Raw genomic sequence first — 18575 nt, 5'->3', positions numbered from 1 at the left:
ACTTCTCTTGCTCTGGAAACAATATCGCGTGTTCTTAATGTACAGAAAACTTTAGCTAATGAAGCATGTTCATCTTTTAGAATTCCCTCATCCTGCATTTCAGACAATCTGAAAACCATAGTCTGCATAGCGGTAAGATTGGATAACATTTCTACCAAATGCCCCTGAATCATCTGAAAGGAAGCAATCGGTTTTCCGAACTGCTCTCGCGTTCGGGTATAGGCTAAGGCACTTTCATAAGCACCTCTTGCACATCCTGTTGCCATCCAGGCCACTCCTGCTCTCGTCATTCTCAGTACTTTTCCGGTATCTTTGAATGAATTTGCATTTTGAAGACGGTTTTCTTCTGTGACCAGACAGTCTTTAAGCGTGATCAGCCCGTTTTGAACAATTCTCAACGCCATTTTCCCTTTAATTTTCTCAACAGAGTACCCGGGATTATCTTTTTCAACAATAAATCCTTTTACTTCTCCGCTGTCCACATCTCTCGCCCAGATAATTACCAGATCTGCAAAGGTTGCGTTCCCGATCCATTTTTTCTGACCATTTAAAAGCCAGCCTTCTTCTGTTTTCTTACAGGTAACAGTAAGTCCGCCTGCCGCTCCTGAGCCTACTTCCGGTTCAGTCAAGCCAAAAGCGCCTATTTTCTCAAACTTCTGCATCTGCGGAAGCCATTTTTGTTTTTGTTCCTCTGAACCACAAATATAAATAGAGCCCATTGCCAACCCTGACTGTACTCCAAAGAATGTAGCAATAGAAGCATCAATTCTTGCCATTTCCATAGCAATAACTCCTTCCATCAGAAAAGGCATTCCCGGACAGCCGTATCCTTCATAAGTTACTCCACAGATATCCAGTTTTTGAAATTTCGGAATCAATTCGAAAGGGAACTCATCTCTGAGCCAGTAATGATTGACCAAAGGTTTAACCTCTTTTTCCATAAAAGCTCTTACCTTAAGCTGGATTTCACGCTGTTCAGGTGTTAAAGTGTGGTAGATATCATAAAAATCTCCATCAATAGGGGGAAGCTCTTTCTTTTTCTTATCGGGATCAAGCATTTTCATAAGCCCGGAAAGCTGTTTGTCATCCAGCTTCGAAAAATTATGCATCAGTTTGGGCAAATCTACTTTTTGAGAAATAGCACTTAGCTGATCAAAATCTATGGACGTGAATAGCCCAATCGCATTTCTGATTTTAGAAAAGGTATTTGACATAATGGTATATTGTGATTTTGGTTTGTAAAAAGATAAGCAAAAATTACTCCGAAAACAAACTTCAAAACCATGTTATATTTTACAAAACACTAATAATCAAATCATTAAAACAGAATATTTTCTTTACAAGTTTTTTACTCCTCATTTTCAAGCATTACAAAGAATTGTGGCTGAACTTTGACTCAAGCAAAATCTTACTTTATGAAAACGAATTACATTACACTATCATTATCAGCCGTTCTTTTACTGGGAATTTACTCATGTAAAAAAGTAGAGGCTACCAGCGTTGAACCTGAAGCTTCAGCAGATTCTAAAGCCATAGTATCAGACAGCATTTCGTCTGCTGCAAGTATGGAAGTAAAGGACAAACAGTTCATCAAGACTGCAGATGTGAATATGGAAGTAAAAGATGTATATAATGCAACTATTGCAATTGAAAAATCGGCGCAGGATCTTGGAGGTTTTGTTACAAAAAGTAATCTTCAGAGTAATGTAGTTTATGAAGACACTTACAACACTTCTGACACTGATGCCATGCTCATCAAAAAATACAAGAGTGAAAACACAATACAGGTACGCATACCTACTGAAAAACTTGGAGAATTTTTAACATTCATCAATACCAATAAGTTATTTCTGAATTCAAGATCCATTAACGCAGAAGATGTTACTGCCAATATCAGATATTCGGAACTGGAAGCGAAAAGAAATCAGAAGACTTCAGAAAATATTGATCATATAAAAAATAACAAAGACAAAGTAACCTTAGATGACAATAATATGGCTGAAGGAAATCTTCAAAAGCTAAATACCATGAGCATGGCTGACAACCTGAAGTACAGTACGGTTGACATCTATATCAAAGAACCTAGATTACGCATTGCAGAAATTGCTGTAACGAATACGGATAGCATTGATAATAAATATAAATATAACTTTATTCATGATGCGAAAAACGGACTTGTTTATGGATTTTACCTGATTCAAAGAATTATTGTAGGGCTTATCAACATTTGGCCTATCGTATTAATTGCAGCTGGGGTAATTTATTTCGTAAGAAAAAGAAAAATTAAAAAATCCGGAATTCCTAAAACCTCAGAACAGAACTCCTAACCTATAGGTTATCATCATAATTTTAGATTTTACAGCCTCCTGATTTCGGGAGGTTTTTATTTTTTTGAAAAAAAACTGTAACGATTGTAATGTGTCCCTTACCTACTGTTTAAAAGAACAGAAAATCAAAAAAAATAAATACTATGAAAAATTTAATGAAACTTGGATTCGCAGCATTACTGTCCATACATTTTACAACAGCCACTGCACAGAATAAAAATACAGACAATGAAAACAGCCTGTTATGGGAAGTATCCGGAAACGGCCTTTCTAAACCGTCTTACATTGCCGGAACATTTCATATCTTATGCAACAAAGATTTTGAGATAAAGCCTAAAACCTGGACAGCTCTTAATCAAGCTGAAAATTTTGTAATGGAAATCAATTACACAGATCAAAATGAAATGGCTGCGATGCAGAAAATGATGGTTGCAGATAAAAAAATTTCTGAACAATTGACTCCTGAGGAAGCAAAAGAACTGGATAAAGTACTTGCCGACTATGGAACCAACCTGAAAAACGTTGACAGCCACAGCCCACAAGCTCTTTATGCCCTTGTAGCCACAAAAGCAATCCCATGTCCTCCAAATGAAGTGAAGATGTACGAAATTGAATTACTAAAAGAAGCGTTGAAAAATAAGAAAAACGTGAACGGACTGGAAAAGGTTAATGACCAAATTAATGCAATTGGACAGTCATATGACCTGAAAGAGGTGATAGCTCAGCTCAAATTAAGTAAAGAATACACCATCGCTTCACAAAAAATGACGGAAGCCTTTAAAAATGAAAACTTAAAAAACCTGGATCAGCTTATTAAAGATCCTAAATTCATGAATAAAAAACAGGAAAAATTAATGCTGACTGACCGAAATACAAAATGGGTAGAAAAAATGCCCGAAATCATGAAAAAACAAAGCTCTTTCTTCGCCGTAGGAGGTGGACATTTATGGGGCGAAAACGGACTCATCAATCTTCTTAAAGCAAAAGGATATACAGTAAAACCTATATCCAGTTTATAATAATAACCCAACCATGAAACTATTGTGAGTACTCCCACTGAAACAGCCTTTTTAAAGCTTGTTAATCAGCACAAAGGTATATTATACAAAGCTTCCCGGATCTATGCCGACTCTATAGAAGACCGGGAGGATCTTCAGCAGGAAATCCTTATCCAGCTGTGGAAATCCTATCAAAACTTCAAGGGAAACAGTGAGTTTTCTACATGGATGTATCGCGTTGCCATCAATACTGCTATTACTTATTTAAAGAAAGAAAAGCAAAGAGCGAAGAACCATACAGACTCTCCCCATCATTTTGAAGTACAGCAGGAAGATTACAATCCTACAAAAGATAAACAGTTGGAAGTCTTTTACCGTGCCGTTCAGGAACTGAATTCTCTGGAGAAGGCCGTCATCTTTTATTTCATGGAAGGAATGTCACACAAGGATATTGGAAACAACCTGGGACTCAGCGAAGGCAATGCCCGTGTAAAACTCAACAGAACCAAAGAAAAAATACAGCAAATCATAAAAAAATCAGGTTATGAATTTTGATCAATTAAAAGAACAGTGGAATAATGAAGACAGCAATGTTCATATTCCGGACACTATAGAACAATTAAAGGGAAGCAAGCACCCTATTGAGAAAATCCAGAAAAGCATGAAAAAAGAATTTCCGGCACAGGTTCTAGCGATCATTCTTATTGGTTTTTTCCCTCTTCAGTTTAAATTTCCATCTTCACAGTATCTTATTTATTATGTGTCTTATGTGATGATGGTTGTTATATCATCTTATTACCTTTACGGATTCTATAAATTTTACAAGCAGACTGAGCTCTATACAGGAAATACTAAAAACAGTCTTTGGAAAATTTTCCATGAGCTTACGTTGAATATGGAAAGATACCAGTCTTTCGGGTTTTTACTCCTGCCTCATTTTCTGCTCACTATTGGATTAGTAATCTATAATACACTAGAAGAAAAAGGAAAAGCACTTTCTGATCTCACCAATACCCATCAGTATTCATTAATTTTAGTTGTTTTGATAGGAACGCTTTTTCTGGTGACAAGCATTATTCTATGGACAAAGTATATTTATGGACGTCCAGCTAAACAATTGGAAAACATTCTGAACGAAATAGACGAGTAACATTCAAAAAAGCATTTTTAAAGACATAAAAAAGCAAGCCTCAGATTATTTCTGAGGTTTTGTTTTTAAAAAATTGTTATTTATCACTTTCAAATTTATTTGAGGTTTTATTTTTCCTTAAATTTGCAAATCAGAAATAAATCATTATGGATTTCTAAAGATTTTGATCCGTACATTATTTCTGAATTTAAATTCTCAACAACATGCTATCAAAAATAAATCCTATACAAACTAACAGCTGGAAAGCCCTTGATGAACATTTTGCATCTAATGACCTTGAGCTAAGAAGCCTTTTCCAGTACAACCCAAACCGTTTTGAAGAATTTTCCCTGCAAAAGGACAACTACCTTTTCGATTATTCTAAAAACCTTATTGATTCAAGAACAAAAGAGCTTTTATTACAGCTGGCTGAAGAGTGTCAGTTAAAAGATGCTATTTCTAAAATGTTCTCTGGAGATAAAATCAATGAAACGGAAGGAAGAGCAGTTTTACATACTGCTTTGAGAGACTTTTCTGACCGTGAAATTTTGGTAGACGGTGAAAATATTAAGCCGCAGATCAAAAGAGTACTGAATCACATGAAAGCTTTTTCTGAAAAAATTATTTCAGGAGAACACAAAGGTTTCAGCGGAAAGGAAATCACAGATGTGGTAAACATCGGGATCGGAGGTTCAGATTTGGGACCTGTAATGGTTTGTTCAGCTTTAAAGCATTTTAAAACAAGACTGGATGTTCACTTTGTTTCCAATGTGGATGGCAATCATATTGCAGAGGTTGTTAAAAACCTGAATCCGGAAACTACTCTATTCATCATTGCTTCTAAAACGTTTACAACTCAGGAAACGATGACGAATGCCAACTCAGCAAAAGACTGGTTCCTTAAAGCAGGGAAACAAGAGGATGTAGCCAAGCATTTCGTAGCTTTATCTACTAATATTGAAGCTGTGAAACAGTTCGGAATCGCAGAAGAAAACATTTTTGAATTCTGGGATTGGGTAGGTGGAAGATACTCACTTTGGAGCGCTATCGGGTTAAGTATTGTATTGGCTGTAGGCTATGAAAATTTTGAACAGCTTTTAAAAGGGGCTTTTGATACTGACCAACACTTCCAGACTGCAGACTTCTCAGAAAATGTACCTGTACTTATGGGACTTTTAGGAATCTGGTACCGTAATTTCTATGCCGCAACAAGCTACGCAATCCTTCCTTATTCTCAATATCTGGACAGATTTGCAGCTTATCTTCAGCAGGGAGATATGGAAAGCAACGGAAAATGTGTAGACAGAAACGGAGAATTTGTAGAATACGAAACAGGGCCAATCATTTGGGGAGAACCTGGAACCAATGGACAGCACGCATTCTATCAACTGATCCACCAGGGAACAGAGCTTATTCCTGCAGACTTTATTGCTTACGCTAAGAGCCCTAATAAGGTTTCTGATCATCAGGATAAATTATTAGCCAACTTCTTTGCACAAACAGAAGCCCTTGCTTTTGGAAAAACAGAAGAAGAAGTGGAAGAAGAGCTTAGAAGTGCGGGAAAATCTGACGAGGAAATAGATAAATTATTAAATTATAAGGTTTTCCACGGAAATACTCCTACTAACTCAATATTATTCAAGGAATTAACTCCTTTTTCATTAGGTCAGTTAATTGCTCTGTATGAACACAAAATCTTCGTTCAAGGAGTTATCTGGAATATTTTCAGCTTCGATCAGTTTGGAGTGGAATTAGGTAAAGTACTTGCTAACAAAATCTTACCTGAGCTTGAAAGCAATGAGACAATCACTTCACATGACAGCTCTACGAACGGATTGATTAATTATTATAAAGGAAATAAATAGCAGATGTCTGCATTACGGTCATATTATTATAAACTGTCTCCAGGTTTTAGACTTTTAGGAAGAAAGCTCTATTATTTCCCTATAGATTTCTATGAAGGAATTACCGGGAAAAGAGCTAAAAACGAGCCTAAAAAAGGAGACATTTATGTGGGAAGCAGCGATTTTATTCCCCACGGGATCCGTCAGATGAATGCTCTGAAAAAACATATCAATCTTAAGAATACAGACCATGTCCTGGATATTGGATGCGGAATCGGAAGAACGGCTGTTGCCTTATCCGGATTCATAGACAAAGGAACTTATGATGGTTTTGATGCGGTAGAAAAAGGAATTAAATGGTGTAACAAACACATTCATAAAAAATATTCGAATTTCAACTTTAAGTTTACACCGATTTATAATGATCTGTATAATACTTTCAGCCAGAAAGCGGAAAATTTTACCTTTCCTTATCATGATGCTCAGTTTGACAAAGCATTTTTATTCTCCGTATTCACTCATATGCAGATTCCCGAAATCAGGCAATACCTGAATGAGATCAGCAGAGTTTTAAAGAACGGCGGACAATGTCTGGCAACCTTTTTCTTATATGATGAATCTAAAAAAGAAGGGGGCAGCATGCATTTCCCTCATCAGTATGAAGGCTACAAATTAATGGATGATAAAGTAACGGCAGCCAATATCGCTGTAAGTGTTCCATTACTGAATCAAATGGCTCAAGAAGCTGGCCTGAAAGTGAAAACAATACAGGGAGGATTCTGGAGAAATGATGTAGAAAAGGAAGGCGCCGATGAATTTCAGGATATTGTGGTATTTGAAAAAATCTAAATCTAAATAAAAGTAAAAAGTAAAAATGGCAGAAATTCTTGACGGACTTAAAGTATCCAAGGAAATTAAAGCAGAGATCAAAGCTGAAGTGGAAAAAATCCTGGCAAGCAAAAGAAGAGCACCTCACTTAGTGGCAATTCTTGTAGGAAACAATGGAGCAAGCAAAGCTTATGTAAATGCTAAAGTAAAAGACTGTGAAGAAGTAGGATTTCAATCCAGCTTAATCAAATTCCCAAGTACCGTTTCGGAATCTGAATTGTTGGAAAAAATCGACGAGCTGAATAAGTCTAAAGCTGTAGATGGGTTTATCGTTCAGTTACCCTTACCGGATCAGGTAGATCAGGAAAAAATTATCAATGCTATTGACCCAAGAAAAGATGTGGATGGATTCCACCCGGAAAACTTCGGAAAAATGGCTCTTGAAATGGATACTTTCTTACCGGCAACACCTTTCGGAATCTTAACCTTATTGGAAAGATATAATATTGAAACCAAAGGTAAAGACTGTGTAATTATCGGAAGAAGTAAAATTGTGGGAAGACCTATGAGTATCTTGATGGGAAGAAAAGATTTCCCTGGAAATTCAACGGTAACTCTTACACACTCATACACAAAAGACATTGAAGAATATACTAAAAAGGCAGACATCGTTATCACAGCCTTAGGAGATCCGCATTTCTTAAAAGGAGAAATGATTAAGGATGGTGCTGTAATTGTGGACGTGGGTATCACAAGAGTAGACGATGATTCTCCAAAAGGATATTACCTTGCCGGTGATGTGGATTTTGACAGTTGTGCAGCAAAAGCAAGCTGGATTACCCCGGTTCCTGGAGGAGTAGGCCCAATGACAAGAGCTATGTTGATGAAAAACACCATCATTGCTTATAAAACTTCGGTCTATAACGACTAATTTTAAAATGAATAAAGAACAAGATATTTTATTAAAAGAAGGTAAAATGCTCCCTGTAATGGAGCATTTTTACACTTTACAGGGAGAAGGAGCACACACAGGAAAAGCCGCTTATTTTATCAGATTAGGAGGCTGTGACGTGGGCTGCCACTGGTGTGATGTAAAGGAAAGCTGGGACCCTGAGCTTCATCCGTTGATGGATGCTGTGGAAATTGCAGAAACAGCAGCCAAACATTGTAAAACCATCGTTCTTACGGGAGGTGAACCTCTTACATGGAATCTGGAGATCCTGACTTCCAAATTAAAGGAACTTGGATGCACTATTCACATTGAAACTTCAGGAGCATATCCTATGAGCGGACATCTGGATTGGATTACTCTCTCACCTAAGAAAACAGGGCTGCCAAAAGAAGAAATTTATCAAAAGGCTCATGAGCTTAAAGTCATCATTTTCAACAATCATGACTTTGCATTTGCACAGGAGCAGGCCGCTAAAGTTTCTGAAAACTGTAAACTTTATCTTCAGAGTGAATGGAGCAAAAGAAATGACATGTATCCTAAAATTACAGATTTCATTCTGGAACATCCGGAATGGCAGGCTTCTGTTCAGACCCATAAATATCTGAATATACCGTAAAAAAACGTACATTTGCTGGCCATTCCTGTAATAATATACGATAGATGCAGAGAATTCGATACTCTAGATACCTGAAATCGATCATTATTTTGCTTGACCTCATGGTTATTGCATCTATCTTCATATTCTTTTTTATAAGCAGAAACGAAAGCCTGAAGTATCATAAGGAATCCTGGTACCAGAATGGTTTTTCACTGGTTTTATTATTTTTGTTCTGGGTGCTTCTCAGCGGTAGAACAAAAATATATAATATTCCGAGGAATCTTACCTATACTCTATTTCTGGAAAGGCTTTTGATTCACTTCATATCCTTTATACTTGGGGTACTGCTTATCGGGAAGGTCAGTAATAATGTATTCTTCAGTTCAGATATTTATTGGCTATCATTTTATTTGTTCATCTTTATCTTTTTGGTGAAGTCATTCATCTATTTCTCTATTAAATATTTACGATCCTTAGGGGTAAACTACCGAAATATCATGTTTTTAGGAAATAGTGATTCTACTGAGATTCTTAAAAATATTTTCAACGAGCGTAAGGATTACGGATACAGGATATTTGAACATGAAAACGCAAACGTCAGTACAGCAGAACTGGTTGACTTCTGGAAAAAAAACGGAATTCACACCCTGTTTTTCTCTACAGAAAACTCTTACAATGAAAGCACAGAATCAGAAATTTTCAAGCTCGCAGAAGACAATAAGGTTCACATTTCATTAATCCCGAGTATTACACAGAGTGATTTTTTCCTTTATGACCTTGCTTATATACAGACTCAGCCTGTTCTTAATCAGGCAAGATATCCATTGGATTATTACTCCAATTTTCTGATGAAAAGAGCTTTTGACATCTTTTTTTCCATATTTGTATTGGTTTTTGTTTGTACCTGGCTATTCCCAATCATTGCTATTTTAATCCGGATAAGCTCCAAAGGGCCTGTTTTTTTTCTACAGAAAAGATATGGTTTTCATGAAGAAGTATTCAACTGTATAAAATTCAGGACTATGGTGGTCAATGATGAATCAACCACCAGTACCACTAAGGAAAATGATACCCGGATTACTAAAATTGGTAAATTTTTAAGAAAAACCAGCCTTGATGAACTTCCACAATTCGTTAATGTACTCAAAGGTGAAATGTCTGTAGTAGGACCTCGCCCACATATGTTGGCTGTTGATAACTATTATAAACCTAAAATCGGAAGGTACAGCTTAAGAAGCATGGTAAATCCCGGCATTACAGGACTTGCGCAAGTAAGCGGATTGCGTGGAGACTTCGGAGATGTGGAAGTAGAAATGAAAAAAAGGGTTCTTGCCGATGCCTTCTATGTAAGGAACTGGAGTTTTGTTCTGGATCTGGTTATCATATTAAAAACCATTTTGCTGGTTATCGGGGGAGATAAAAACGCAAAATAACACAATTGCTAAGGTTAGGATAATTTTAACATTTTCCGGGCTTCTGTCTTCATTTCAACCTTAGCCTAATTCAATAAAAAAGTCTAATTTAGCGGTATGTTAAAAAAGTTTTTCACAGCAGTAGGGGAATATATTATTCTTTTAGGAAAATCCCTGCAAAAACCCCAGAAAATGAGGGTTTTTTGGAAGCTGCTCATGAGGGAAATTAATGATTTGGGAGTAAATTCTTTCGGACTTGTAGTCTTCACTTCAATCTTCGTGGGGGCTGTAGTGGCTATTCAGATGTTCAACAACTTTGATGCTTCATCATTTCCCATCCCACCTTCATTTGTAGGATATGCAACAAAAGCGGTACTAGTTTTGGAGTTTGCTCCTACCATCATCAGTCTCATTTTAGCAGGTAAGGTAGGCTCTTATATTGCTTCCAGTATTGGAACAATGAGAGTATCTGAACAAATTGATGCTTTGGATATTATGGGAGTTAATTCACCCAACTTTCTGATATTCCCCAAAATCATTGCCTGTATGATTTTTAATCCTCTGCTTATTGCTATCAGTATCGTGTTTGGTATTGCCGGAGGTTATATTGCCGGTATTTTAACAGGAAACTGGACTGAAAACGACTATATTGTTGGGATTCAAATGTATATGCCTAATTTATTTATCTATTATGCATTTACGAAAACAGCTGTTTTTGCTTTCATCATTGCCACAGTTCCTTCCTATTTCGGATATTTTGTGAAAGGAGGATCTCTGGAAGTAGGTAGAGCCAGTACACAGGCGGTGGTATGGACAATGGTATTCATTATCATTTCCGAATTAATTCTAACCCAATTAATATTAAGCTAATGATTGAGGTAAAAGATCTTAAGAAAAGTTTTGGTGATGTTGAAGTACTTAAGGGAATTTCAACCACATTTGATAAGGGAAAGGTAAATCTTATTATTGGGCAGAGTGGTTCAGGAAAGACAGTTTTTCTTAAAAGCTTACTGAATGTATATGATCCTTCATCTGGAGAAATCCTGTTTGATGGTAAAGATATCAATACAATGACCCGCGATGAAAAACAGCATCTTCGTTCAGAAATCGGAACGGTATTCCAGGGAAGTGCTCTTTTCGACTCTTTAACTGTGGAAGAAAATATTATGTTTCCACTGGATATGTTTACTAATCTTACCTATAAAGAGAAAAAGAAAAGAGTTTTTGAGGTTATTGGAAGAGTACATCTTGACAAAGCAGACAAAAAATACCCTTCTGAAATTTCAGGAGGAATGCAGAAGAGAGTTGCCATTGCCAGAGCAATTGTAAACAATCCAAAGTATTTATTCTGTGATGAACCTAACTCAGGGCTGGATCCATATACATCAAAAGTAATTGATGATCTTCTATATGAAATTACCAAGGAATATAATACAACTACCATCATCAATACCCATGATATGAACTCTGTAATGACGATTGGCGAGAAAATTGTATACCTAAGACTTGGAATCAAGGAATGGGAAGGGAATAAAGACATCCTTATTACAGCAGGCAATAAAAACCTGATTGACTTCGTTTATTCTTCAGAACTGTTTAAAGAGCTGAGAGAATATTTACTTGAGAATAACAAAACAATTGAGAATACAAAATTAGACGATAATGAAAAAGGTACTTAGTATAGCGTTAATAGGGTTTTCAATGTGGGCTTCTGCACAGATCTCACTGGCAGGTAAGGCCAATTTAATTTTTCCTACAGGCTCACCTTCATGGTCCAATATTAAAGGAACTGTGAATGATGCGATTGAAGGAACAGGAAAAAATAATGTAGGTTTCAACGTGGGACTTTCATTAAAAGTAGCATTGCCTACTTCTCTTTTCTTAATGCCAGAGGTATATTATACTCACTTCAAAAATGAGTTCACTACAGAAAATACAACGTTCGACGTAAAGAGCAATCGTATTGACGTTCCGGTTCTTTTAGGATACAACATTTTGGGTAATATGTTAGGGGTTTTCGTAGGCCCGGTAGGAAGCTTTAACTTAAGCAAAGACAATACCTACAACGATTTTAAAGAAAATGCAAAAAATAACTTTACAGTAGGGTACCAGTTCGGTGCTCAGCTTGAAATTAAAAAGCTTATTGTAAATGCAAAATATGAAGGAGCTTTCAGTAAAGACGAAAGAAACTTCATCAACAAAGTTTCCGGCTCAGAAATCAGATATGATAACAGGCCTAACCTGTTTATGGTTGGGTTGGGATATAAATTCTAATCCCAGCTGAAAACGAATTCTTTATTCTATAGAATATGTAAAATAAATTTATCTTTTAATAAGGTAAATTTATTTTTTTTTATACATATAATATTTTTTTCTTAAAAATCATGCCGTTGAGATTTTATGTTCAATTAATTATTATATTTGAAATTCAAACTAAAAAATTATTCTATGAAAAAAATTATTTTATTGATGGTACTTTTCTCAGGAGTAACATTAGGATTCGCCAAAACAGGTGTAAAAAAATCTATTAAACAAGGAGGATGTGTACTTAAACCCGTTTACGAAAAAGTATACTTTAGTGATGGAATGGGAAGTGAAGATTATGAATTAGTACAAGTAGGATGGCAAAAAGTATGTTAACAAAAAAAAAGAGAGTTTTACTCTCTTTTATATTTTTCTTTAGTTTTAGTATTTGCATATTCTCCCAGGAATTTACCTACGAGAGAGTTTCAACCCGATTGGATTCTTCAAAAGTTGTTTATCATGAGATTTTAACGGTCTCTAAAGATTTTTCTGTGTATACAAAGCTTGGTGCTAAAGATACCCTTAACCTTAAAAAACAGGAAAATATAAAAGAAATATACAGCCCACTTCATCAGGGAGACGAGAAATTATATAAAGACTTCACTAAAGGAAAACTTTATATAGATTTTTCTAAAGAAAATACAATAATTGAAGACAGCTTAAATATAATTCCCTGGAAACTTGAAAATGAATATAAAGAAATTTTAGGATATAAAGCTCAGAAAGCAACAGCTGAATTCAGAAAAAATGTATGGACGGTCTGGTTTACCAAAGATCTCCCTTATTTTGATGGTCCATGGAAATTAAACTCTCTTCCGGGCTTAATTTTAGAGGCAAACAGTATGGAAGGCCATCTTGCATACAAGATAGTTAAGATCGCCAATATATCTCCATCACTATTAGAAAAAGAAAAAACAGAACTAAAAGATAAGCTAAATAAAAAGAAAGCAATATCTGCACAGGAAAACGCTGTTTTGGAGAAAAAGAAAAGAAGTGAAATTATTGCCTACCTTAGAGTAAGACAGGATCAGGTACAACAAAGTGTTCCTGTAGATCAAAAGGATGAAAAAGCAGCAGGAATGAAGCTTTTTAATAAAAAGATGGAAGATGAGAAGAAAATAAAAAGTAAAAATAAAAAACTAGTCATTGAAAGCTTTGAATAGATTCTTTTTTTTATTTCTAATATTATTTTCCGAAGTTTTTTTCCCACAAACAATTACAGGCAAAATAACAGAAGCAGGTACAGAAAATTTTGTATCTGCTTCTGTTATTTTTAAAAGTTCTGATAATCAAAATTCAGAATTTCTTATTTCTAAGAATGGACACTACTCTTTACAACTGAAAAAAAATTATAATCAGATTATCATAGAAATCAATGCATTAAACTATACTTCCCAAAGTTACACTATTGAAAACCCAGAAAAAAACAAAACATACAACATTGATTTTCAATTAAAAAAAGAACAAATAAAGGAGATAAAAGAAATTGCAATTCAATCTAAAAGAAAAAGCTTTGAAGTAAAGAAAGATACTGTAAATTATAATATAAGCTCATATTCTGATGGTACAGAAAAAAAAATAGAACAGATATTAAAAAAATTACCCGGAATAGAACTTAATGATAACACAGGAGAAATAAAATATAAAGGTAAAGCCATTGAGACTATAAAAATTGATGGCGATAACCTTTTCGGGTCCAACTATGCTGTTGCCACTAAGAATATCAATGCCAATATCGTTGATCAGATACAAGCAATAGAAAATTACTCTGAGAACACTTTATTAAAAGGCATTGAAGCAGGTGACAAGGTTGCATTAAACATTAAGCTCAAAAAAGGCAAAATGGATTTTTCAGGTGATATAAGCTATGAAAGTGGTTTTGCTTCTGATAAAACCCAAAAATATAATATCGGCTTAAACATCATCCAGATTTCTAATAAGTATAAGGCTTTCGGTACGTTTGGATACAATAATATTGGAATAAATAATACGTCTTTTGATTACTTTTCATTTAGCCAGAACCAGGATCAGATGAAAGATAATGCATATATTGCGAAAAAAAATATTCCTGAAACTATTTTTACAAATTTTTTCAATGATGGAAGGGCAAATGTGAATAACACTATTTTTAACAGTTATAACAACATCTTTAAAATCTCGAAAAGGGTACAGCTAAAATTAAATTTATATCAGATATCGGATAAACTCAGCCTCATTCAAAATCAATATACTAATAACTTCATTAATAACAGCAGCTTTACAACAACAGATTTCTATAATATTGAAAAAAAACCCGAACTCTACAGAATTGATACGGAATTAAAAATAAATACTTCCAAATTATCTTTATTACAGTATAACATCAAATATTATAAAGAAAATATCTTCACAAATTCTGAAGTTATTTTGAATGAAGATAAAAGATACATAACCTCATTATCCTCAAGATCTTCATTCTTTAAACAAAACTTAAATTATACTTATAAGCTGTCTGATCATAAAGCCATTCAGGCAGAGTTATACCATTCTGAAAACAGTATTCCTCAAGAGTTTATTTCTGAGCCTGGCATCAATTTAAGTGAAGCTTCATATTTCAATACCCAATTTAGCAAGTTTTCAAAAACCATTATTGGAGGGAAGTTCATCCTTTTAGGAAGCAGTAAGAAAAGTGATAAAAAATACCATTTTGCAATTGGAGGAGAGTTTACAGGAACTCCGCTTACTTCATCTGTTCTAATGAATAATGGGCAGAGGAACTTTGTAAATAATGTTGATTATCATAAAACAACATTATATACTACCAGCAGCTATCAGTGGGATTTTAAGGGGCTTAAGATTTCACCTTCATACACTATTTCTTTGGTAAAACAAGACTTAAAGTCACCAGAGCAAACTTTAAATAAAAATAATTTATTTATAGAACCTGAATTGATGATCTCTTATAAACTAAATGATATTTCTAATTTGACATCAACAACAAGTTATAAACAAAAGGCATTTTCAGAAGAAAACTTTTTTACCAATCCAATTTTTATAAATAATAGAACTTCAATAAAAAATACTCCATCCCTGGATGTTCAGAAAACTTTCTCTGCCCAAATTTTTTATAATATTCTAAACCTGTATAAACAGTATCAGTTTACAATTGGAGCTCTTTATAGTTCTAATAATGGGAATTATTTTTCAAAAATTTTCGTAACAGACATTAATACTGCTTATAATTACTTTTATCTGCCTCAAAAAAATGAAAATATCTCATTCAGTATGATGATAGATAAATATATCCCATTTTTGAAAAGTAAGATAAAAATAAAGTCTTACTATTCTATTTTTAAGTATAAAAATATGATAAATACATCTGATCTTACAGATAATATAAATACAAACTCTAATATTGAAATAGCTTTTAAAACAGCATTTCCAACAAAAGTAAACTTTGAAAATAATGTATCCTATAATTATATTTCAACCCAAAAGAAAAATGAAATAAAAAATACCAATATAAACTTTAGAAATAATTTCAAAATTCTCTTTAAGCCAAGTTCAGATTTACTTTTTCTAAGTTCATTGGATTATATCAATCCTAATCTTAAGAATGGCAATAAAGACAACTTATTTGTTGATTTAATGATCAATAAAAGCTTAGGAAACAATCTAAATATTGAATTCAATCTCAAAAATTTATTAAACAATAAAACAATTACCCGTGTTTTAACTACAGATTATAATATAGAATATTTAAATACGAATTTAATCCCCAGATATTTTTCAGCCGGTATCAGCTATAAATTTTAGATTTGAGGATTTTTATTTTGAGCTTCCAGCTCAGCCTGGCGTTTTGCAATATCTGCTGCCTGCTTTTCCAGTTCTTCTTTTTCCTTCTGAAGCTGCTTGAATTCTTTTTTCTTCTGTTCAGCCTTTATCGCGCTTCCTTTGCTTACATACCCTACCATTCCACCAATGATAAGGCCAATTCCTACTCCAGCCATAATACCCATAATGTGAGAAATTTTGATTTGTTCTACAGCAAAATCAGTGGTAAGATAAAACAGTAAAGCGGAAACTGCTAAGAGGATAAGTCCGGTAATTGATAAACTCTTCATAATATTGTGTTTAATTGATTATGTTATAAAAGCCATATCAAATTTACTAAAAAATTAATAAGCCTTTATATAGGGTTAGTATTTTAATTGGTCTTTTCATTATATACACAACCATAATTATTCCAATTCCTGTGAAAAGAAAATGTATTTCAATAAAAAACGGACTCATTTTAGAATAAGTCCGTTTTTTATAATAAGTTAATAGATTAGATTTTCCCTCCGGCAGCTTTATAGTACTCTAAAGCTTTCGGTAAGTCTTTATTAATATCCGAAATTCTTGTTTCCGGGCTTGGGTGAGTAGATAAGAACTCAGGTTGTCTTGCTCCTGAAGATGCGGCTTCCATTCTGTTCCAGAAAGGAATAGCTGCTCTTGGGTCATATCCTGCCATAGACATCAGATATAATCCCATTTCATCAGCTTCTGATTCCTGACCTCGACCATATTTCAATAAAGCGACCTGTGATCCGATCGGATATACTTTCTGGAAAACACTGGCCCATTGTGCATTTGAAATGGCTCCTCCAAGGATCGCTCCACCATACTGGGCCATCATAGCCTGAGAAATTCTTTCATTTCCATGCCCTGCCAGTGCGTGGGAAACTTCATGCCCCATTACTACAGCAAGTCCGTTATCGTCTTTGGTTATAGGTAAAATTCCTGTATAAACAGCCACTTTACCTCCTGGCATACACCATGCGTTCAATTCATTACTCTGCAGAAGAGCAAACTCCCAGCTATAATTGGCAAGATCGGCTGATCTTCCTATACTCTGATAATATCTCTCTGCTGCATTTTTAATTCTGTTTCCTACATTTACCACTCTCTTTGCATCTGCTGTTCCGGTAATAAGCTTACCTTTAGACAATGTCGTTTTATATTCCTGTGCTGACATTGTTAAAATTTCTGAATTATTGGCCAGCTGTAAAGAAGATCTTCCTGTAATTGGATTTGTAGTACAGGCCGCAACCAATAGAGCAAATGCTCCCATTCCTAATAGATGTGTAACTTTCATAGTTTGAGTGTTAATAATTCAACCTTAACAATTTTTATTCCAAAATATTTTTGATATGCAATTTTTGCATACATTTTGCTGTTTAAATTTAATAATTATCCCAATCATGAAAAAGTATATTTCTATTCTGATGATATTTGGCTTTCTGTTCAGTTTTCAGAGCTGTGCATCACAAGGCTCATCAGATCCTGCAACAGTAAATGCATTAGTGGATTCACAGGAATTTACTTTCTATGCTCAAAAAGCCAACCCTACCAATTATGATGTTATCAATGTAATGAACTCTATGCCCAATTCAACTTCCACCAGAATGTTGAGTCTGAACACGGGAGATTATACGATTGAAGTTCACAAGAATACTGTAGATGTTGTGCTTCCGTATTTTGGAAGATTATTCAACCCCACTTTTGGAAATACTGATAAAAACGGATATAGATTTACTTCAAAAGATTTTATCATCAATAAATCTCAGAATAAAAAAGGAACCTGGACTGTAAAAATTCAGCCTAAAGATGTAAACACTGTTGAAGAGATCTACATTGAGATCTTTAAAAACGGTAAAGCATTTGTTTCTATGAAAAGCAATGACAGACAGCCTATCACTTATGACGGCTATGTTTCTAAAAATGAAGTAAAACAGGAAAAGGAAAAGCTTTAATCTCTGTTTTCACCTGATAAAAATTTTTCAACAAATAACTTGGCTTCAGTGCTTGGATTGGAAACCATCTCTGAAGCATTTTTTTTATGCATATGATAGGCTTCTTCTACAGTATTGCTTTTTTTCATTAAGGATAAAATATATTCCTGAACCCAATATTCAAAACGCTTTTCAGCCTGCTGTATACGGACTTCTTCAAACCGGCCGCTTTCCTTTTTCAGATCAATAAAACCGGAAATGGTATCATAAATTCATTTAAGACCCTCATTGTGTAAAGCTGAACCCATCAAAACAGGAATTTTCCATCCTTTTTCTTTTGGCTGAATAAAATCCAGCGCTCTTTTCAGCTCCAGTCGTGGATTTTTTGCTTTCTGAAGGTTATCCTGATCTACTTTATTGATGAAAATAA

21 protein-coding genes are annotated in these 18575 nt (G+C 34.6%); 16 read left to right on the top strand and 5 right to left on the bottom strand.

Features of this window, described 5'->3' with window-relative positions; all coding sequences use genetic code 11:
- The coding region (locus BBH99_RS19030) for an acyl-CoA dehydrogenase family protein (protein WP_066699522.1) at nt 1–1214 on the bottom strand (1214 nt) is incomplete at its 3' end.
- 201 nt (nt 1215–1415) lie between these two features.
- Here BBH99_RS19030 and BBH99_RS19025 point away from each other — a divergent pair.
- The 15 genes from BBH99_RS19025 (at nt 1416) to BBH99_RS18955 (ending at nt 16187) form a co-directional block, all read left to right on the top strand.
- Nucleotides 1416–2327 (top strand): DUF4349 domain-containing protein, encoded by a 912-nt coding sequence (locus BBH99_RS19025; RefSeq protein ID WP_066699519.1) that lies wholly within the window; start codon nt 1416–1418, stop codon nt 2325–2327.
- Nucleotides 2328–2470: 143 nt separating this feature from the next.
- Nucleotides 2471–3346 carry a TraB/GumN family protein gene (locus tag BBH99_RS19020; RefSeq protein WP_083188882.1) on the top strand — a complete coding sequence of 292 codons (876 nt, stop codon included), beginning with the start codon at nt 2471–2473 and terminating at the stop codon, nt 3344–3346.
- Between the two features lie 99 nt (nt 3347–3445).
- Nucleotides 3446–3880: an RNA polymerase sigma factor gene (locus BBH99_RS19015; RefSeq protein WP_394333796.1), complete on the top strand. Its 435-nt coding sequence runs from the start codon at nt 3446–3448 to the stop codon at nt 3878–3880.
- On the top strand, nt 3870–4475 hold the full coding sequence (locus tag BBH99_RS19010) for a hypothetical protein (RefSeq protein ID WP_066699516.1): 606 nt from the start codon (nt 3870–3872) through the stop codon (nt 4473–4475). The genes BBH99_RS19015 and BBH99_RS19010 overlap by 11 nt, the downstream gene beginning before the upstream one ends.
- A gap of 203 nt (nt 4476–4678) precedes the next feature.
- The gene (pgi, locus tag BBH99_RS19005; protein WP_066699514.1) at nt 4679–6319 is read left to right on the top strand and encodes a glucose-6-phosphate isomerase; all 1641 of its coding nucleotides are present in this window, start codon (nt 4679–4681) and stop codon (nt 6317–6319) included.
- Nucleotides 6320–6322: 3 nt separating this feature from the next.
- Entirely contained in the window at nt 6323–7147 is an 825-nt protein-coding gene (locus BBH99_RS19000) for a class I SAM-dependent methyltransferase (RefSeq protein ID WP_083188881.1), read from the top strand.
- Nucleotides 7148–7172: 25 nt separating this feature from the next.
- Complete coding sequence (locus BBH99_RS18995; RefSeq protein WP_062698739.1) at nt 7173–8057, top strand: bifunctional 5,10-methylenetetrahydrofolate dehydrogenase/5,10-methenyltetrahydrofolate cyclohydrolase; 885 nt, start codon at nt 7173–7175, stop codon at nt 8055–8057.
- A 7-nt stretch (nt 8058–8064) separates the two neighbouring features.
- Complete coding sequence (locus BBH99_RS18990; protein ID WP_066699510.1) at nt 8065–8694, top strand: 7-carboxy-7-deazaguanine synthase QueE; 630 nt, start codon at nt 8065–8067, stop codon at nt 8692–8694.
- A gap of 44 nt (nt 8695–8738) precedes the next feature.
- A complete protein-coding gene (locus BBH99_RS18985) occupies nt 8739–10109 on the top strand; it encodes an exopolysaccharide biosynthesis polyprenyl glycosylphosphotransferase (protein WP_066699508.1) in 1371 nt (456 codons plus the stop codon).
- A 96-nt stretch (nt 10110–10205) separates the two neighbouring features.
- Entirely contained in the window at nt 10206–10958 is a 753-nt protein-coding gene (locus tag BBH99_RS18980) for an MlaE family ABC transporter permease (protein ID WP_066699505.1), read from the top strand.
- Nucleotides 10958–11767 (top strand): ABC transporter ATP-binding protein, encoded by an 810-nt coding sequence (locus BBH99_RS18975; RefSeq protein ID WP_066699502.1) that lies wholly within the window; start codon nt 10958–10960, stop codon nt 11765–11767. The genes BBH99_RS18980 and BBH99_RS18975 overlap by 1 nt, the downstream gene beginning before the upstream one ends.
- The gene (locus tag BBH99_RS18970; protein ID WP_066699499.1) at nt 11751–12362 is read left to right on the top strand and encodes an outer membrane beta-barrel protein; all 612 of its coding nucleotides are present in this window, start codon (nt 11751–11753) and stop codon (nt 12360–12362) included. The genes BBH99_RS18975 and BBH99_RS18970 overlap by 17 nt, the downstream gene beginning before the upstream one ends.
- 174 nt (nt 12363–12536) lie before the next feature.
- Complete coding sequence (locus BBH99_RS18965; RefSeq protein WP_066699497.1) at nt 12537–12728, top strand: hypothetical protein; 192 nt, start codon at nt 12537–12539, stop codon at nt 12726–12728.
- Nucleotides 12722–13555 (top strand): GLPGLI family protein, encoded by an 834-nt coding sequence (locus BBH99_RS18960; RefSeq protein ID WP_073300566.1) that lies wholly within the window; start codon nt 12722–12724, stop codon nt 13553–13555. The genes BBH99_RS18965 and BBH99_RS18960 overlap by 7 nt, the downstream gene beginning before the upstream one ends.
- The gene (locus BBH99_RS18955; RefSeq protein WP_066699494.1) at nt 13539–16187 is read left to right on the top strand and encodes a hypothetical protein; all 2649 of its coding nucleotides are present in this window, start codon (nt 13539–13541) and stop codon (nt 16185–16187) included. Before BBH99_RS18960 ends, BBH99_RS18955 begins: the two co-directional genes overlap by 17 nt.
- Here BBH99_RS18955 and BBH99_RS18950 read toward each other — a convergent pair.
- On the bottom strand, nt 16184–16495 hold the full coding sequence (locus tag BBH99_RS18950) for a DUF1049 domain-containing protein (protein WP_066699491.1): 312 nt from the start codon (nt 16493–16495) through the stop codon (nt 16184–16186). The two genes, BBH99_RS18955 and BBH99_RS18950, sit on opposite strands and share 4 nt — an antisense overlap.
- 206 nt (nt 16496–16701) lie before the next feature.
- A complete protein-coding gene (locus tag BBH99_RS18945) occupies nt 16702–17508 on the bottom strand; it encodes a M48 family metallopeptidase (protein ID WP_066699489.1) in 807 nt (268 codons plus the stop codon).
- Nucleotides 17509–17614: 106 nt separating this feature from the next.
- Here BBH99_RS18945 and BBH99_RS18940 point away from each other — a divergent pair, with 106 nt between their 5' ends.
- The gene (locus tag BBH99_RS18940) at nt 17615–18166 is read left to right on the top strand and encodes a DUF4251 domain-containing protein (protein WP_066699487.1); all 552 of its coding nucleotides are present in this window, start codon (nt 17615–17617) and stop codon (nt 18164–18166) included.
- On the opposite strand, the gene BBH99_RS22950 is transcribed toward BBH99_RS18940, so the two are convergent.
- Both BBH99_RS22950 and BBH99_RS23110 read right to left on the bottom strand, forming a co-directional pair.
- Complete coding sequence (locus BBH99_RS22950) at nt 18163–18294, bottom strand: hypothetical protein (protein WP_262487210.1); 132 nt, start codon at nt 18292–18294, stop codon at nt 18163–18165. The two genes, BBH99_RS18940 and BBH99_RS22950, sit on opposite strands and share 4 nt — an antisense overlap.
- 123 nt (nt 18295–18417) lie before the next feature.
- Nucleotides 18418–18567 carry a hypothetical protein gene (locus BBH99_RS23110; protein ID WP_394363560.1) on the bottom strand — a complete coding sequence of 50 codons (150 nt, stop codon included), beginning with the start codon at nt 18565–18567 and terminating at the stop codon, nt 18418–18420.
- Nucleotides 18568–18575: the final 8 nt, after the last annotated feature.

This window comes from Chryseobacterium contaminans (assembly GCF_001684955.1).
In the GTDB taxonomy this organism is placed as follows: domain Bacteria; phylum Bacteroidota; class Bacteroidia; order Flavobacteriales; family Weeksellaceae; genus Chryseobacterium; species Chryseobacterium contaminans.
This window is presented reverse-complemented; position numbering and strand designations above follow the sequence as displayed.

What these genes read in the sequence shown, in the direction of transcription:
- BBH99_RS18970 (WP_066699499.1), top strand. Translation starts at nt 11,751, where the DNA reads ATGAAAAAGGTACTTAGTATAGCGTTAATAGGGTTTTCAATGTGGGCT.
- BBH99_RS18975 (WP_066699502.1), top strand. Translation starts at nt 10,958, where the DNA reads ATGATTGAGGTAAAAGATCTTAAGAAAAGTTTTGGTGATGTTGAAGTA.
- BBH99_RS18940 (WP_066699487.1), top strand. Translation starts at nt 17,615, where the DNA reads ATGAAAAAGTATATTTCTATTCTGATGATATTTGGCTTTCTGTTCAGT.
- BBH99_RS18950 (WP_066699491.1), bottom strand. Translation starts at nt 16,495, where the DNA reads ATGAAGAGTTTATCAATTACCGGACTTATCCTCTTAGCAGTTTCCGCT.
- BBH99_RS18990 (WP_066699510.1), top strand. Translation starts at nt 8,065, where the DNA reads ATGAATAAAGAACAAGATATTTTATTAAAAGAAGGTAAAATGCTCCCT.
- BBH99_RS19010 (WP_066699516.1), top strand. Translation starts at nt 3,870, where the DNA reads ATGAATTTTGATCAATTAAAAGAACAGTGGAATAATGAAGACAGCAAT.
- BBH99_RS18980 (WP_066699505.1), top strand. Translation starts at nt 10,206, where the DNA reads ATGTTAAAAAAGTTTTTCACAGCAGTAGGGGAATATATTATTCTTTTA.
- BBH99_RS18995 (WP_062698739.1), top strand. Translation starts at nt 7,173, where the DNA reads ATGGCAGAAATTCTTGACGGACTTAAAGTATCCAAGGAAATTAAAGCA.
- BBH99_RS18985 (WP_066699508.1), top strand. Translation starts at nt 8,739, where the DNA reads ATGCAGAGAATTCGATACTCTAGATACCTGAAATCGATCATTATTTTG.
- BBH99_RS19000 (WP_083188881.1), top strand. Translation starts at nt 6,323, where the DNA reads ATGTCTGCATTACGGTCATATTATTATAAACTGTCTCCAGGTTTTAGA.
- BBH99_RS22950 (WP_262487210.1), bottom strand. Translation starts at nt 18,294, where the DNA reads ATGAAAAAAAGCAATACTGTAGAAGAAGCCTATCATATGCATAAAAAA.
- BBH99_RS18965 (WP_066699497.1), top strand. Translation starts at nt 12,537, where the DNA reads ATGAAAAAAATTATTTTATTGATGGTACTTTTCTCAGGAGTAACATTA.
- BBH99_RS19025 (WP_066699519.1), top strand. Translation starts at nt 1,416, where the DNA reads ATGAAAACGAATTACATTACACTATCATTATCAGCCGTTCTTTTACTG.
- BBH99_RS18945 (WP_066699489.1), bottom strand. Translation starts at nt 17,508, where the DNA reads ATGAAAGTTACACATCTATTAGGAATGGGAGCATTTGCTCTATTGGTT.
- pgi (WP_066699514.1), top strand. Translation starts at nt 4,679, where the DNA reads ATGCTATCAAAAATAAATCCTATACAAACTAACAGCTGGAAAGCCCTT.
- BBH99_RS18960 (WP_073300566.1), top strand. Translation starts at nt 12,722, where the DNA reads ATGTTAACAAAAAAAAAGAGAGTTTTACTCTCTTTTATATTTTTCTTT.
- BBH99_RS19020 (WP_083188882.1), top strand. Translation starts at nt 2,471, where the DNA reads ATGAAAAATTTAATGAAACTTGGATTCGCAGCATTACTGTCCATACAT.